The organism is Pseudomonas sp. FR229a (assembly GCF_030209115.1).
Lineage (GTDB): Bacteria > Pseudomonadota > Gammaproteobacteria > Pseudomonadales > Pseudomonadaceae > Aquipseudomonas > Aquipseudomonas moraviensis_A.
In genome coordinates, this window is sequence record NZ_JARVSP010000017.1 from 45,486 (window position 1) to 61,283 (window position 15,798).

Genomic DNA, 15,798 nt, shown 5'->3' on the forward strand with positions numbered 1-15,798 from the left:
CGACTGATAGACCGCTTACGCGAGCAGGCTCGCTCCCACAAGGTAATCCGCAGTGTGTTAGCGCACCCAGCGCTCGCGGCGCCAGATCTGCTGCTCGGACTTGGTCTGGAAGGTCCAGGCCACGAAGCGGCTCTGCTTCTGTCCCTGGGACATCTCCACGACCTGGCTTTCCAGCACGCCGGCCTTTTTCAGCGCGGTTTCGATGGCTGGCAGGTTCGAAGCTTTTGACACCAGCGTGCTGAACCACAGCACTTTGTGCTGGAAGTTCGCGCTCTCGGCGATCAATTGCGTCACAAAACGTGCTTCTCCGCCTTCACACCACAGTTCCGCCGACTGGCCGCCGAAGTTCAGCACCGGCAACTTGCGTTTCGGATCGGCCTTGCCCAGGGCACGCCATTTGCGCTCGCTGCCCTTGGTCGCTTCTTCCATCGAAGCGTGGAAGGGCGGGTTGCACATGGTCAGGTCAAAGCGCTCGCCCGGCTCCAGCAAGCCGATCAGGATGTGCTTGCGGTTTTCCTGCTGGCGCAGCTGGATCACCTTGCTCAGGTCGTTGGATTGCACGATGGCTCGAGCCGCCGCCACGGCCGTCGGATCGATCTCCGAGCCGAGGAAGTGCCAGCGGTATTCGCTGTTGCCAATCAGCGGATACACGCAGTTGGCGCCCATGCCGATGTCCAGCACATTGACGATTGCGCCGCGCGGGACCTTGCCGTCGTTCATGCTCGCCAGCAGGTCGGCGAGAAAGTGCACGTAATCGGCACGCCCCGGCACCGGTGGGCAGAGGTAGTCCGCCGGAATGTCCCAATGCTGGATGCCATAGAACGACTTGAGCAGCGCCCGGTTGAACACGCGTACCGCGTCGGGGCTGGCGAAGTCGATGCTTTCCTTGCCGTACGGGTTGGTGATCACATACTTGGCCAACTCGGGCGTGGTCTTGATCAGCGCCGGGAAGTCGTAACGACCCTGATGGCGATTGCGCGGATGCAGGCTGGCCTTCTCACGCGGCTCTACGGTCTTGGCCGGGGTCGCGGAGTCAGGCTTCTTGCGCGCAGGTTTGGGTGTGCGGGGGGTGGTCATGGGCGTGGTCGATTCGGGTATGGCTGAAAGTGGCGGGTATTGTCCCACATTGATGCGCCATACGCCGAACCCATGTAGGAGCTGCCGAAGGCTGCGATCTTTTGATGTTGATTTTTAGAAGCAAGATCAAAAGATCGCAGCCTTCGGCAGCTCCTACAGGGGAAATGTGGTGGACATAAAAAGGGAGGCCACCTGGGCCTCCCTTTTTCAGTGCGATTTACCGTTACAGGCTGGCAATCCGCGCGTGCTGCTCGGCCAGTTTGCCCAGGGCCTGTTCCGCCTCGGCCAGTTTGGCGCGTTCCTTCTCGATGACTTCGGCCGGGGCCTTGTCGACGAAACCGGCGTTGGACAGTTTGCCGCCAACCCGCTGGACTTCGCCCTGCAGACGCAGGATTTCCTTGTCCAGGCGTGCCAGTTCGGCGCCTTTGTCGATCAGACCGGCCATTGGCACCAGCACTTCCATCTCGCCGACCAGTGCGGTGGCGGACAGCGGTGCTTCTTCGCCAGCCTTCAGGACGGTGATCGATTCCAGACGCGCCAGCTTCTTCAGCAGCGCTTCGTTCTCCGTCAGACGGCGCTGGTCTTCAGCGCTGACGTTTTTCAGGTAGATCGGCAGTGGCTTGCCCGGGCCGATGTTCATTTCGCCACGAATGTTGCGCGTGCCGAGCATCAGGCCTTTCAGCCATTCGATATCGTCTTCGGCCGCCGGATCGATGCGCTCTTCATTGGCCACCGGCCAAGGTTGCAGCATGATGGTCTTGCCCTGAATGCCGGCCAGCGGCGCGATGCGCTGCCAGATTTCTTCAGTGATGAACGGCATGAACGGATGTGCCAGACGCAACGCCACTTCCAGCACGCGCACCAGCGTACGGCGAGTGCCGCGCTGACGTTCGACCGGCGCGTTCTCGTCCCACAGCACGGGCTTGGAAAGCTCCAGGTACCAGTCGCAGTACTGGTTCCAGATGAACTCGTACAGCGCTTGCGCGGCGAGGTCGAAACGGAACTGATCCAGTTGACGGGTCACTTCGGCTTCGGTGCGTTGCAGTTGCGAGATGATCCAGCGATCGGCCAGCGACAGCTCGTAGGCTTCGCCGTTCTGGCCGCAGTCTTCGCCCTTGTCCAGAACGTAGCGCGCGGCGTTCCAGATCTTGTTGCAGAAGTTGCGATAGCCTTCGACGCGGCCCATGTCGAACTTGATGTCGCGACCAGTCGAGGCCAGCGAGCAGAACGTGAAGCGCAGGGCGTCGGTGCCGTAGCTTTCGATGCCGTTGGCGAACTCTTCGCGGGTCTGCTTTTCGATCTTCTTCGCCAGTTTCGGCTGCATCAGGCCCGAGGTGCGCTTCTGCACCAGCGACTCGAGGTCGATGCCATCGATGATGTCCAGCGGGTCAAGAACGTTGCCCTTGGACTTGGACATCTTCTGGCCCTGGCCGTCGCGCACCAGGCCGTGTACGTACACAGTCTTGAACGGAACCTGCGGCGTGCCGTCTTCGTTCTTCATCAGGTGCATGGTCATCATGATCATCCGGGCAACCCAGAAGAAGATGATGTCGAAACCGGTGACCAGAACGTCGGTGGAGTGGAATTTCTTCAGGAACTCGGTCTGCTCAGGCCAGCCCAGGGTCGAGAATGTCCACAGGCCGGAACTGAACCAGGTATCGAGTACGTCGTTGTCCTGTTGCAGCGCAACGTCCGGGCCGAGGTTGTGCTTGGCACGCACTTCGGCTTCGTCGCGGCCGACGTAGACCTTGCCGGACTCGTCGTACCAGGCCGGAATCCGGTGGCCCCACCACAGCTGACGGCTGATGCACCAGTCCTGGATGTCACGCATCCACGAGAAGTACATGTTTTCGTACTGCTTGGGCACGAACTGGATGCGCCCGTCTTCGACCGCAGCAATCGCCGGCTCGGCCAAAGGCTTGGTCGATACGTACCACTGGTCAGTCAGCCACGGCTCAATGACCGTGCCGGAGCGGTCGCCTTTCGGCGTTTTCAGGTTGTGATCATTGACGCTCACCAGCAGGCCGGCGGCGTCGAACGCGGCGACGATCTGCTTGCGCGCTTCGAAACGCTCCAGGCCAGCGAACTCGGCCGGAATTTTGCCGTCGATGCTTTCGTTCAGCGTACCGTCGAGGTTGAACACCTGGGCTGCCGGCAGCACGTTGGCGTTCTTGTCGAAGATGTTCAGCAGCGGCAGGTTGTGGCGCTTGCCGACTTCGTAGTCATTGAAATCGTGCGCCGGAGTGATTTTCACGCAGCCGGTGCCGAATTCCGGGTCGCAGTAATCGTCGGCGATGATCGGGATACGACGGCCAACCAATGGCAGCTCGACGAATTTGCCGATCAGGGCTTTGTAGCGCTCATCGTTCGGGTTAACCGCGACGGCGGAGTCGCCGAGCATGGTTTCCGGGCGGGTGGTGGCAACGATCAGGAAGTCATTGCCCTCGGCGGTCTTGACGCCGTCGGCCAGCGGGTATTTCAGGTTCCACAGGAAACCTTTCTCTTCGTGGTTTTCCACTTCGAGGTCGGAAATCGCCGTGTGCAGTTTGGTGTCCCAGTTGACCAAACGCTTGCCGCGGTAGATCAGGCCGTCTTCATGCAGACGCACGAATGCTTCTTTCACCGCTTCCGAGAGGCCGTCGTCCATGGTGAAGCGCTCGCGGCTCCAGTCGACGGACGAGCCGAGGCGACGGATCTGCCGGCTGATATTGCCGCCGGACTGATCTTTCCACTCCCAGACTTTCTCGAGGAATTTCTCGCGACCCAGATCGTGACGATTCTGGCCCTGGGCTTCGAGTTGGCGCTCCACCAGCATCTGCGTAGCGATACCGGCGTGGTCGGTGCCCGGTTGCCACAGGGTGTCGCGACCTTGCATGCGGCGGAAACGGATCAGGGCGTCCATGATCGCGTTGTTGAAGCCGTGACCCATGTGCAGGCTGCCGGTGACGTTCGGCGGCGGGATCATGATGGTGTAGGACTCGCCCGCGCCTTGCGGGGCGAAGTAGTTCTCGGACTCCCAGGTCTTGTACCAGGAAGTTTCAATGGCGTGCGGCTGGTAGGTCTTATCCATGCGCGGCGGGACCCTATTGGCATTTATTCAGGAAAAGCCGGGAAGTATAGCGGGGCATGGTGCCGAGGGCGAGCGGGGTGGGCCGGATGGAGATCTAAATGTGATCGCGAACTCTGTGGCGAGGGAGCTTGCTCCCGCTCGGCTGCGCAGCAGTCGTAAACACTGTCACGCAGGCTTCGCGGCAAAAACACTGTTGAATGGTTTTGGGGGCGCTTCGCACCCCAGCGGGAGCAAGCTCCCTCGCCACAAAAAATACCGAAGGCGGGGTTATTCGTACTGGCTGAGCAGCCGCTCCATCCGCGCCTCGAGGCGGCGTTTGATTTCGGTTTCGATGTGCGGAGCGAAGTCGTCGATCACGTCTTGCATGATCAGTTGCGCGGCCGCGCGCAGTTCGCTGTCCAGATGGAGAAGGGCGTCCGGGCCTTTATCGACCGGTGCCGCAGGCTGGGCAGCCGGGGCTGGTGCCGGGGGTGGCGCGACGGCCGCCGGCTCGTTGCCGACGGAATCGAACAGCATTGGAATCTGTTCCTGTTCGCTGTCATCGACCGTATCGGTCAAGAGCGGCGGTTGCAGGTTGTCATCGCCGAGCAACTGGCGGATCGATTCAAGATCGTCCAGCAGGTGTGCGGATTTCTGTTGCGGTTTCGGAGTGTCCATTGGAATGCTCAGAGTCGCTGTAAACGGTGGTCTTGCAGAGAATAGCCCTGTTCGCGATAGAAGCGAAAACTCTCCCGCGCCGCCGCTCGGATGGTCGGGTCTTCCACCACCACCTCCGCCACGCGGGCGAACTTGCTGGCGAAGGCCGGGACTTTCAGGTCGAGGTTGACCAGAAGATCCTGATGCTCACCGCAGTCTTCCCCGAATCCCAGCACGATCAAGCCGTCCGGTTCACTGTCGGCAGGGCCGTGGGGCACGAAGCTTTCGCCCTTGAAAGCCCACAGGCGCGCATCGAGATCGTCCCGCTGGCTCGCATCGCTGCAATGCAGGTAGATGCGATGGCCCATGCGCCAGGCTTTCTCGGTGAGCTTGCAGGCAAAATCCAGGCGCGCCGAAGGATCGGCGCTCGGCAGGATGTAGAAGTCGACTTTGGTCATTGCGGTTCCAGAGCAGCGAGCGGCGTCGCCATGAAGCGACGCCGCCCCTCAGCAGGTTCAGGCTTTGGCGCGATCCAGCAGGTACTGGGTCAGCAGTGGAACCGGACGGCCAGTGGCGCCCTTGTCCTTGCCGCCGCTGGTCCATGCGGTGCCGGCGATGTCCAGGTGCGCCCAGTTGAGGTTCTTGGTGAAGCGCGACAGGAAGCAGGCGGCGGTGATGGTGCCGGCCTTCGGCCCGCCAATGTTGGCGATGTCGGCGAACGGGCTGTCCAGTTGCTCCTGGTACTCATCGAACAGCGGCAGTTGCCAGGCGCGGTCGTCGGCGGCCTTGCCGGCGCTGAGCAACTGGTCGATCAGTTCGTCGTTGTTGCCCAGCAGGCCGGAAGTATGGGCGCCCAGGGCTACCACGCAAGCACCGGTCAAAGTGGCGATGTCGATCACCGCTTGTGGCTTGAAGCGCTCGGCGTAGGTCAGCGCATCGCACAGCACCAGACGGCCTTCGGCGTCGGTGTTGAGGATTTCCACAGTCTGGCCGCTCATGGTGGTAACGATGTCGCCCGGACGCGACGCGTTGCCGCTCGGCATGTTTTCGGCGCAGGCGAGGATGCACACCAGATTGATCGGCAGTTTCAGCTCAAGCACCGCACGCAGCGTACCGAACACAGAGGCAGCGCCGCCCATGTCGTACTTCATCTCGTCCATGCCGGCGCCCGGCTTCAGGCTGATGCCGCCGGTGTCGAAGGTGATGCCCTTGCCGACCAGCGCGTACGGCTTCTCGGATTTCTTGCCACCGTTGTATTGCATGACGATCAGGCGCGGCGGCTGGGCGCTGCCCTGGCCAACGGCATAGAACGAACCCATGCCGAGGGATTTGATCTTCTTCTCGTCGAGTACTTCGACTTTCAGATCCTTGAACTCTTTGCCGAGGTTCTTCGCCTGTTCGCCCATGAACGTCGGGTGGCAGATGTTCGGCGGCAGGTTGCCCAGATCACGGGTGAAGGCCATGCCGTTGGCGATTGCGGTGGCGTGGTTCACGGCGCGCTGTACTTCGGCCTGTGCAGCCTTGATGGTCAGCAGGGTGATTTTCTTCAGGGCGCGCGGTTCGGCTTTCTGGCTCTTGAACTGGTCGAAGGTGTAGCCGCCGTCGACCAGGGTTTCCGCCAGCAGGCGGGTCTTGCCGTAGCTGTCGCGGCCTTTGACGATGACTTCATCCAGCGCCAGCACGGCATCGCCGCCGCCCAGGCCTTTGAGGGTGTTGAGGATGCCGGCGACGATTTTGCGGAACGGACGGTCGCCCAGTTCTTCGTCCTTGCCCACGCCGACCAGCAACACGCGCTCGGCTTTCAGGTTCGGCAGGCTGTGCAGCAACAGGCTCTGCCCGACCTTGCCGGCCAGGTCGCCACGCTTGAGCACGGTGCTGATCGCACCACCGCTCGACTCGTCGACCAGTCTGGCGGCGACACCGAGTTTGCGGCCTTCGCCGACGGCAACCACCAGGGTGGCGGTTTTCAACGTTTCTGGGCTAACGCTTTTTACAACCAGTTCCATGTCCGGATCCCTAATGAATGGTCAACATGCAGGCGTTCGACGCTGTCCGCAGTCGCCTGCTTATAAATAGAAGAGGCGCAGGCCAAAGCCCGCGACAAGGGCCGCAGTTTGAACCTCGCTCCCCGCGCCTGACAACCCTAGGGGGCGTTCTCAATTAGTTTTCACACCGCGTTGTCGCCTTAAAGCCAGCCAGGCAAGGCGCAGGCCGCTGGGAATGGTTGTTCCCTTTCCAAGGCCTGCAACGCAGACTGGCCGGCTTTAAGGCACAACCCGAAGGGCCGGGCCTGCTGTTGTGCAGGGCTGCGTTGCTCGAAGCTTGTTTGGAATGACCAAACCACGCTTCTCGCGCCTTGTCCTGCACAACAGCAGACCCGGCGCGGTGTGAAAACTAATTGAGAACGCCCCCTAGGTTGTACGATCGGCAAAGGATTACAGAGATGGATGAGTGTGCGCAGTGACAGGCGCACCCAATCACAGGATAATGCCGCATCTTTTTTCGACCGCTCTGCATGGCGGGCGGTCGATGTGTTTGCTTGTTTGGCCGCCTTAGCCTGACAACCCTGGAGTGTCTGGTTTGATCGTCTTCCGTTATCTGTCCCGCGAAGTCCTGTTGACCCTCAGCGCCGTAAGTGCCGTGCTGCTGGTCATCATCATGAGCGGTCGCTTCATCAAATACCTGGCGCAGGCTGCGGCCGGTCAGCTCGATCCGGGCTCGCTGTTCCTGATCATGGGCTTTCGTCTGCCGGGTTTCCTGCAACTGATTCTGCCGCTGGGCCTGTTCCTCGGGATCCTGCTGGCCTACGGTCGCCTGTACCTCGAAAGCGAAATGACCGTGCTCTCGGCCACCGGCATGAGCCAGCAGAAACTCTTTCGCATGACCCTGTTTCCGGCGACGCTGGTGGCACTGGTGGTGGCGTGGCTGAGCCTTGGCCTGGCTCCGCAGGGCGCCAACCAGTTTCAGCTGTTGCTGAACAAGCAGGACGCGCTGACCGAGTTCGATACGCTCGAACCGGGCCGCTTCCAGGCGTTGCGTGACGGTACTCGAGTGACCTATACCGAAACCCTGAGCGACGATCGAGTCAATCTCGGCAGCGTGTTCATCTCGCAGAAAAACCTTGGCGCCGACCAGAAGGATCGCGGGATTTCCGTGCTGGTTGCCGAATCGGGCCGTCAGGAAATTCGCCCCGACGGCAATCGCTACCTGATTCTCGACAACGGTTATCGCTATGACGGCAGTCCGGGTCAGGCCGACTATCGTGCCATCCATTACGAAACCTACGGCGTGCTACTGCCCAAGCCGGATGTCAGCGAAGAAGTCACCGATCGTGACGCGATGCCGACCTCGTCCCTGTGGGGCAGTGACGACATCCGTTCGAAAACCGAACTGCAATGGCGCATGTCCCTGCCGTTGCTGGTGTTCATCGTGACCCTGATGGCGGTGCCGCTGTCGCGGGTGAATCCGCGTCAGGGGCGTTTCCTCAAGCTGCTGCCGGCGATTCTTCTTTATATGGCTTACCTGACCATCCTGATTGCCGCCCGCGGCGCCCTTGAAAAAGGCAAGATCCCGCCGGCCCTTGGCTTGTGGTGGGTGCACGCGATCTTCCTGGTCATCGGCCTCGGCCTGCTCTATTGGGAGCCGATGCGCCTGAAGCTGGCCAGCCGTCGCAGCGCCGCGCTGGAGGTGGCCCGTGGTTAAACTCGACCGCTACATCGGCAGCAGCGTATTCATGGCGATCATCGCCGTGCTGGCGATCATCCTCGGCCTGGCGACGCTGTTTGCTTTCATCGATGAAATGGGCGACGTCAGCGACACCTACACCTTGGTCGATGTGCTCGGTTTCGTGGTGTTGACCGCGCCGCGCCGGCTCTACGAAATGCTGCCGATGGCTGCACTGATCGGCTGTCTGATCGGTCTCGGCAGTCTGGCCAGCAGCAGTGAGCTGACCGTCATGCGCGCCGCCGGCGTGTCGATCGGCCGTATCGTCTGGGCCGTCATGAAGCCGATGCTGGTGCTGATGCTCGCCGGTGTACTGATCGGCGAATATGTCGCCCCGGCCACCGAGAGCATGGCCCAGGCCAATCGCTCGCTGGCCCAGGGCAGCGGCGATGCGCAAAGCGCCAAACACGGTATGTGGCACCGTCAGGGTGAGGAATTCATCCACATCAACGCGGTGCAACCGAACGGTCTGTTGTACGGCGTGACGCGCTATCACTTCGACAAGGAGCGCCATCTGCTCAGCTCCAGCTTCGCCAAAAAGGCCGAGTTCGACGGCAACAAGTGGCAGCTCACCGACGTTGCCACCACGCTGTTCCATGAGCGCAGTACTGAAGTCGTCAATACCCCGAGCGAGCAATGGGACGTCGCGTTGAGCCCGCAACTGCTCAGTACCGTGGTCATGGCCCCTGAATCGCTGTCGATCAGCGGGCTGTGGGGCTACATCCACTATCTGGCCGAGCAGGGCCTGAGCAATGGCCGTTACTGGCTGGCATTTTGGGTCAAGGTGTTGCAGCCGCTGGTGACTGCGGCACTGGTGCTGATGGCGATCTCGTTCATCTTCGGCCCGCTGCGTTCGGTGACCCTCGGTCAGCGGGTCTTCACCGGCGTGCTGGTGGGATTCACCTTCCGTATCGTCCAGGATCTGCTGGGGCCATCGAGTCTGGTGTTCGGTTTCTCGCCGCTGTTTGCGGTGCTGGTGCCGGCCGGCGTGTGTGCGCTGGCGGGTGTCTGGCTGCTCAGGCGAGCGGGCTGATGAACAAGCTTTCATTCAGCGCCTGAACCCTGAAAACGCCTCGGTCGCCAGACCGGGGCGTTTTTGCATGCGATCCGGGTGACAGGCGAACGTGACGCTTGCGCCGTGTATCAGGTACAATTCCCGGCTATTTTTCGGCGGGCCAAGCCTGCAGCCTTTTTGAGTGTTGATCCGTGAGTGATTTGAGTCATATCCGCAATTTCTCCATCATCGCCCACATTGACCATGGCAAGTCGACGCTGGCTGACCGTTTCATCCAGATGTGCGGCGGCCTGGCCGAGCGTGAAATGGAAGCCCAGGTACTGGATTCCATGGATCTTGAGCGTGAACGCGGGATCACCATCAAGGCCCACAGCGTTACCCTCTATTACAAAGCCAAAGATGGCATCACCTACCAGCTGAACTTCATCGACACCCCGGGCCACGTCGACTTCACCTACGAAGTCAGCCGTTCCCTGGCCGCGTGCGAAGGCGCCTTGCTGGTGGTCGATGCGGGGCAGGGCGTGGAAGCCCAGTCCGTGGCCAACTGCTACACCGCCATCGAGCAGGGCCTCGAGGTCATGCCGGTGCTGAACAAGATCGACCTGCCCCAGGCCGAGCCGGATCGCGTCAAGGACGAGATCGAGAAGATCATCGGCATCGACGCCACCGACGCCGTCACCTGCAGCGCCAAGACCGGCCTGGGTGTCGACGAAGTGCTCGAGCGTCTGGTCCACACCATTCCCGCGCCGACCGGCAACATCGAAGATCCGCTGCAAGCGTTGATCATCGACTCCTGGTTCGACAACTACCTGGGCGTTGTCTCCCTGGTACGTGTACGCCATGGCCGGGTGAAGAAGGGCGACAAGATTCTGGTCAAGTCCACCGGCAAGGTGCACCTGGTCGACAGCGTTGGCGTGTTCAACCCGAAACACACCGCTACCGTTGACCTCAAGGCCGGCGAAGTGGGCTTCATCATCGCCAGCATCAAGGACATTCACGGTGCGCCGGTCGGCGATACCCTGACCCTCAGCTCCACGCCTGATGTGCCAGTGCTGCCGGGCTTCAAACGTATCCAGCCGCAGGTTTACGCCGGTCTGTTCCCGGTCAGCTCCGATGACTTCGAGGATTTCCGCGAAGCACTGCAGAAGCTGACCCTGAACGACTCGTCGCTGCAGTACACCCCGGAAAGCTCCGACGCCCTGGGCTTCGGCTTCCGTTGCGGCTTCCTCGGCATGCTGCACATGGAAATCATCCAGGAGCGCCTCGAGCGCGAGTACGACCTGGACCTGATCACCACCGCGCCGACGGTAATTTTCGAGCTGGTGCTGAAAACCGGTGAAACGATTTACGTCGACAACCCGTCGAAGCTTCCGGACGTGTCGGCGATTGAGGACATGCGCGAGCCAATCGTGCGCGCCAATATCCTCGTACCGCAGGAGCACCTGGGCAACGTCATCACCCTGTGCATCGAGAAACGCGGCGTTCAGGTCGACATGCTGTTCCTCGGCAATCAGGTGCAAGTCACCTACGACCTGCCGATGAACGAAGTGGTCCTGGACTTCTTCGACCGTCTCAAATCCACCAGCCGCGGCTATGCTTCGCTGGACTACCATTTCGATCGTTACCAATCGGCTAATCTGGTGAAACTGGACGTGCTGATCAACGGCGACAAGGTCGATGCCCTGGCATTGATCGTGCACCGTGACAATTCGCACTTCAAAGGTCGCCAGTTGACCGAGAAGATGAAAGAACTGATTCCTCGTCAGATGTTCGACGTGGCGATCCAGGCCGCCATCGGTGGTCAGATCGTGGCCCGGACAACCGTCAAGGCGCTCAGAAAGAACGTATTGGCCAAATGCTACGGCGGTGACGTCAGTCGTAAGAAGAAACTGCTCGAGAAGCAGAAGGCCGGTAAGAAACGCATGAAACAGGTCGGCAACGTGGAAATTCCACAGGAAGCCTTCCTCGCCGTGCTCAGGTTGGAATAATCAGGTCCTATGTCGCTAAATTTCCCGCTGTTGCTGGTCATCGCCGTGTTCGTCTGCGGCCTGTTGGCGTTGATTGATCTGCTGTTCCTGGCACCGCGTCGGCGGGCTGCCATTGCCTCTTATCAAGGCAGTGTCAGCCAGCCCGAGCCTGTGGTGGTCGAGAAGCTGAACAAAGAGCCGCTGCTGGTCGAATACGGCAAGTCGTTCTTTCCGGTGCTGTTCATTGTGCTGGTGCTGCGTTCGTTCCTGGTGGAGCCGTTCCAGATTCCGTCCGGCTCGATGAAACCGACCCTGGACGTCGGCGACTTCATTCTGGTGAACAAGTTTTCCTACGGGATCCGTTTGCCGGTGATCGACAAGAAGATCATCGAAGTCGGTGATCCGCAGCGCGGCGATGTCATGGTGTTCCGCTACCCGAGCGACCCGAACGTCAACTACATCAAGCGCGTGGTCGGCCTGCCAGGTGACACGGTGCGTTACACCGCCGACAAGCGTCTGTTCGTCAACGGCGAATCGATTGCCGAGAAGATGGTCGGCGCCGAAGCGGGATCGCTGGGCAGCGCGGAGCTCTACCAGGAAAAACTCGGTGCAGCCGAGCACCTGATCCGCAAGGAAATGAGCCGCTACCGCGCCACTCCGGATCGGTCGTGGACGGTGCCTGCCGGGCACTACTTCATGATGGGTGACAACCGCGACAATTCGAACGACAGTCGCTATTGGGATGATCCGAACATTCCCAAGGATCTGCTGGGCATGGTCCCCGACCGCAATATCGTCGGCAAGGCCTTCGCGGTCTGGATGAGCTGGCCGGAGCCGAAACTCAGCCACCTGCCGAATTTCTCGCGGGTCGGTCTGATCAAGTAACTACACACGGCGCTGTTGACCACAGCGCCGAATGCATTTCTGGAGCCGGTACAATCGGCTTCGCAATCGCCAGGATCTATTTTTTGAACACAGCGTTAATTGTCCCAGGCCTGCGCCGTACCCCGGCGATGGCCGTGGAAACCAGCCACGAACTCAGCGTGGGTAAACCGTGAGCGTTTCTCTAAGTCGTCTCGAGCGCCAGCTCGGTTACACCTTCAAGGATCAGGAGCTGATGCTTCTGGCCCTCACGCACCGCAGTTTTGCCGGGCGCAACAACGAGCGTCTGGAATTCCTCGGCGATGCCATCCTCAACTTCGTCGCTGGCGAGGCGCTGTTCGATCGCTTTCCGCTGGCCCGCGAAGGCCAGTTGTCGCGTTTGCGCGCACGCCTGGTGAAAGGTGAGACGCTGGCCGTACTGGCTCGCGGTTTCGACCTCGGTGATTATCTGCGCCTGGGTTCGGGTGAACTGAAGAGCGGTGGGTTCCGTCGTGAATCGATTCTCGCCGATGCCCTCGAAGCCCTGATCGGTGCGATCTACCTCGACGCCGGCATGGACGTCGCCCGTGAGCGCGTACTGGCCTGGCTGGCCGGTGAGTTCGAAGGCTTGACGCTGGTCGACACCAACAAGGATCCGAAAACCCGCTTGCAGGAACACCTGCAATCGCGCAGTTGCGAACTGCCCCGCTACGAAGTGGTGGATATCCAGGGCGAACCGCACTGCCGAACCTTCTTCGTCGAGTGCGAAGTGGTCTTACTGAATGAGAAAAGCCGAGGTCAGGGTGTGAGCCGTCGCATTGCCGAACAGGTAGCGGCCGCTGCAGCACTGATTGCCCTGGGCGTGGAGAATGGCAATGACTGATACAAACGCAACTCGCTGTGGCTATGTTGCCATCGTCGGCCGTCCCAACGTCGGCAAGTCGACGCTGCTCAACCACATCCTCGGGCAGAAGCTCGCGATCACCTCGCGCAAGCCGCAGACCACGCGGCACAACATGCTCGGCATCAAGACCGAGGGCGATGTGCAAGCGATCTACGTCGACACCCCGGGCATGCACAAGGGCGGCGAAAAGGCCCTGAACCGCTACATGAACAAAACCGCTTCGGCGGCGTTGAAAGACGTCGACGTGGTGATCTTCGTCGTTGACCGCACCAAGTGGACCGACGAAGACCAGATGGTGCTCGAACGTGTGCAGTATGTGACCGGTCCGCTGATCGTCGCGCTGAACAAGACCGATCGCATCGAAGACAAAGCCGAGCTGATGCCGCACCTGAGCTGGTTGCAGGAACAATTGCCTAACGCCCAGATCATCCCGATTTCCGCGCAGCACGGGCACAATCTCGATGCGCTGGAAAAGGTCATCGCCGATCACCTGCCGGAGAACGATCACTTCTTCCCGGAAGACCAGATCACCGACCGTAGCAGCCGTTTCCTCGCTGCCGAACTGGTGCGCGAGAAAATCATGCGCCAGATGGGCGCCGAGCTGCCGTACCAGATCACCGTCGAAATCGAAGAGTTCAAGCAGCAGGGCAAGACCCTGCACATCCACGCGCTGATTCTCGTCGAGCGTGACGGCCAGAAGAAAATCATCATTGGCGACAAGGGCGAGCGCATCAAGCGCATCGGCACCGAAGCGCGCAAGGACATGGAGCTGCTGTTCGACTCCAAGATCATGCTCAACCTGTGGGTCAAGGTGAAGGGCGGCTGGTCCGATGACGAGCGCGCGCTGCGTTCGCTGGGTTACGGCGACCTGTAAGTAGCGATCTCGAGAACACCGATACCCACTGTGGGAGCGAGCCTGCTCGCGAAGAGGATGTAACATTCAGCATCGATGTTGACTGTCACTCCGCTTTCGCGAGCAGGCTCGCTCCCACAGTGGTTTTGAGTTGAATGTAAAACCGCGTTTCTTCATCGAGAACTCAATGTCGCAAACCCCGCCTCCCGCCCAACCCGCCTACGTCCTGCATTCGCGCGCCTACCGCGAAACCAGTGCACTGGTGGATTTCCTCACGCCGCAAGGTCGGCTGCGGGCGGTGTTGCGCAGTGCGCGGGGCAAGGCCGGCACACTGGCGCGGCCGTTCGTGGCGCTGGAGGTTGAATTCCGTGGCAAGGGTGAGCTGAAGAATGTCGGGCGTATGGAGAGCTCCGGTACCTCCGCATGGCTCAACGGCGAGGCGCTGTTCAGCGGTCTCTACCTCAATGAATTGCTGATTCGCCTGTTGCCCGCGGAAGATCCGCACCCAGGAGTGTTCGACCACTATGCCGCGACCCTGCTGGCCTTGGCCGAAGGTCGACCACTGGAACCGTTGCTGCGCTCCTTCGAATGGCGATTGCTTGATGATCTCGGCTACGGCTTCTCCATGAACACCGACATTCACGGTGAGCCTGTGGCTGCGGACGGTCTCTATCGGTTACAAGTGGACGCCGGACTCGAGCGGGTTTATCTGCTGCAGCCGGGCCTGTTCAACGGCACTGAACTGCTGGCCATGGCCGAGGCCGACTGGTCGGCGCCCGGTGCGCTGTCAGCGGCCAAGCGTCTGATGCGCCAGGCACTCGCGGTACATTTGGGCGGGCGTCCGCTTGTCAGTCGCGAGCTGTTTCGCAAGCCCTGATATGCTGTGCGCCGAATCTCTCAATTCAGGAGCGCATCCGTGACCAGCAGCAATCGCATTCTTCTCGGCGTGAACATCGACCACGTCGCCACCCTGCGTCAGGCCCGTGGCACGCGCTACCCGGATCCGGTCAAGGCGGCGCTGGACGCAGAAGAGGCGGGCGCCGATGGCATCACCGTGCACCTGCGCGAAGATCGCCGGCACATCCAGGAGCGCGACGTGCTGCTGCTCAAGGATGTGCTGCAAACGCGCATGAATTTCGAAATGGGCGTCACCGAAGAAATGATGGCGTTCGCCGAGCGCATTCGCCCGGCGCACATCTGTCTGGTCCCGGAAACCCGTCAGGAATTGACCACCGAAGGTGGCCTGGATGTAGCGGGGCAGGAAGAGCGCATCAGGGCTGCGGTCGAACGTTTGTCGAAAATCGGCAGCGAAGTGTCGCTGTTCATCGATGCTGACGAGCGCCAGATCGCCGCGTCCAGGCGCGTTGGTGCGCCGGCCATCGAGCTGCATACCGGTCGCTACGCCGATGCCGAAACCCCGACCGAAGTGGCTGAAGAGCTCAAGCGTGTCGCTGATGGCGTCGCATTCGGTCTGGCGCAGGGCCTGATCGTCAATGCCGGGCATGGCCTGCATTACCACAACGTCGAGGCCGTGGCGGCAATCAAGGGCATCAACGAACTGAACATCGGCCACGCGCTGGTGGCGCATGCGTTGTTCGTCGGCTTCAAGTCGGCTGTGTCGGAAATGAAAGCGCTGATCCTCGCGGCCGCCAAGCAATAAGCCACACCGCAACCCCCTGTAGGAGTGAGCCT

Annotated in this window: 13 protein-coding genes; 8 read left to right on the top strand and 5 right to left on the bottom strand. The window is 60.8% G+C overall.

Features of this window, described 5'->3' with window-relative positions:
- Window positions 1–57: 57 nt before the first annotated feature.
- From rlmF to QRN33_RS14020, 5 genes are all read right to left on the bottom strand, one after another.
- Window positions 58–1,077 carry a 23S rRNA (adenine(1618)-N(6))-methyltransferase RlmF gene (gene rlmF, locus QRN33_RS14000; RefSeq protein ID WP_285409069.1) on the bottom strand — a complete coding sequence of 340 codons (1,020 nt, stop codon included), beginning with the start codon at window positions 1,075–1,077 and terminating at the stop codon, window positions 58–60.
- Between the two features lie 223 nt (window positions 1,078–1,300).
- On the bottom strand, window positions 1,301–4,147 hold the full coding sequence (locus QRN33_RS14005) for a valine--tRNA ligase (RefSeq protein WP_065615843.1): 2,847 nt from the start codon (window positions 4,145–4,147) through the stop codon (window positions 1,301–1,303).
- A gap of 267 nt (window positions 4,148–4,414) precedes the next feature.
- Window positions 4,415–4,804 (bottom strand): DNA polymerase III subunit chi, encoded by a 390-nt coding sequence (locus QRN33_RS14010; RefSeq protein ID WP_285409070.1) that lies wholly within the window; start codon window positions 4,802–4,804, stop codon window positions 4,415–4,417.
- 8 nt (window positions 4,805–4,812) lie between these two features.
- A complete protein-coding gene (locus QRN33_RS14015; protein ID WP_064364398.1) occupies window positions 4,813–5,241 on the bottom strand; it encodes a DNA polymerase III subunit chi in 429 nt (142 codons plus the stop codon).
- Window positions 5,242–5,298: 57 nt separating this feature from the next.
- A complete protein-coding gene (locus QRN33_RS14020; protein ID WP_042607732.1) occupies window positions 5,299–6,789 on the bottom strand; it encodes a leucyl aminopeptidase in 1,491 nt (496 codons plus the stop codon).
- A gap of 574 nt (window positions 6,790–7,363) precedes the next feature.
- On the opposite strand from QRN33_RS14020, the gene lptF reads away from it, so the two are divergent.
- From lptF to pdxJ, 8 genes are all read left to right on the top strand, one after another.
- On the top strand, window positions 7,364–8,485 hold the full coding sequence (lptF, locus tag QRN33_RS14025) for an LPS export ABC transporter permease LptF (RefSeq protein WP_042607733.1): 1,122 nt from the start codon (window positions 7,364–7,366) through the stop codon (window positions 8,483–8,485).
- Window positions 8,478–9,539 carry an LPS export ABC transporter permease LptG gene (gene lptG / locus QRN33_RS14030; RefSeq protein WP_042607734.1) on the top strand — a complete coding sequence of 354 codons (1,062 nt, stop codon included), beginning with the start codon at window positions 8,478–8,480 and terminating at the stop codon, window positions 9,537–9,539. The genes lptF and lptG overlap by 8 nt, the downstream gene beginning before the upstream one ends.
- A 173-nt stretch (window positions 9,540–9,712) precedes the next feature.
- On the top strand, window positions 9,713–11,509 hold the full coding sequence (lepA, locus tag QRN33_RS14035) for a translation elongation factor 4 (RefSeq protein ID WP_016771564.1): 1,797 nt from the start codon (window positions 9,713–9,715) through the stop codon (window positions 11,507–11,509).
- 9 nt (window positions 11,510–11,518) lie between these two features.
- Entirely contained in the window at window positions 11,519–12,373 is an 855-nt protein-coding gene (lepB, locus tag QRN33_RS14040) for a signal peptidase I (protein ID WP_042607735.1), read from the top strand.
- 169 nt (window positions 12,374–12,542) lie between these two features.
- Window positions 12,543–13,232 carry a ribonuclease III gene (gene rnc, locus QRN33_RS14045; RefSeq protein WP_042607736.1) on the top strand — a complete coding sequence of 230 codons (690 nt, stop codon included), beginning with the start codon at window positions 12,543–12,545 and terminating at the stop codon, window positions 13,230–13,232.
- Entirely contained in the window at window positions 13,225–14,127 is a 903-nt protein-coding gene (gene era, locus QRN33_RS14050) for a GTPase Era (protein WP_007909024.1), read from the top strand. The genes rnc and era overlap by 8 nt, the downstream gene beginning before the upstream one ends.
- A gap of 166 nt (window positions 14,128–14,293) precedes the next feature.
- Window positions 14,294–14,983: a DNA repair protein RecO gene (gene recO / locus QRN33_RS14055; protein ID WP_064364395.1), complete on the top strand. Its 690-nt coding sequence runs from the start codon at window positions 14,294–14,296 to the stop codon at window positions 14,981–14,983.
- Between the two features lie 39 nt (window positions 14,984–15,022).
- Window positions 15,023–15,766, top strand: coding sequence for a pyridoxine 5'-phosphate synthase (gene pdxJ, locus QRN33_RS14060; RefSeq protein ID WP_064364394.1), 744 nt, complete (start codon window positions 15,023–15,025; stop codon window positions 15,764–15,766).
- Window positions 15,767–15,798: the final 32 nt, after the last annotated feature.

What these genes read in the sequence shown, in the direction of transcription:
- rlmF (WP_285409069.1), bottom strand. Translation starts at nt 1,077, where the DNA reads ATGACCACCCCCCGCACACCCAAACCTGCGCGCAAGAAGCCTGACTCC.
- QRN33_RS14005 (WP_065615843.1), bottom strand. Translation starts at nt 4,147, where the DNA reads ATGGATAAGACCTACCAGCCGCACGCCATTGAAACTTCCTGGTACAAG.
- QRN33_RS14010 (WP_285409070.1), bottom strand. Translation starts at nt 4,804, where the DNA reads ATGGACACTCCGAAACCGCAACAGAAATCCGCACACCTGCTGGACGAT.
- QRN33_RS14015 (WP_064364398.1), bottom strand. Translation starts at nt 5,241, where the DNA reads ATGACCAAAGTCGACTTCTACATCCTGCCGAGCGCCGATCCTTCGGCG.
- QRN33_RS14020 (WP_042607732.1), bottom strand. Translation starts at nt 6,789, where the DNA reads ATGGAACTGGTTGTAAAAAGCGTTAGCCCAGAAACGTTGAAAACCGCC.
- lepB (WP_042607735.1), top strand. Translation starts at nt 11,519, where the DNA reads ATGTCGCTAAATTTCCCGCTGTTGCTGGTCATCGCCGTGTTCGTCTGC.
- era (WP_007909024.1), top strand. Translation starts at nt 13,225, where the DNA reads ATGACTGATACAAACGCAACTCGCTGTGGCTATGTTGCCATCGTCGGC.
- recO (WP_064364395.1), top strand. Translation starts at nt 14,294, where the DNA reads ATGTCGCAAACCCCGCCTCCCGCCCAACCCGCCTACGTCCTGCATTCG.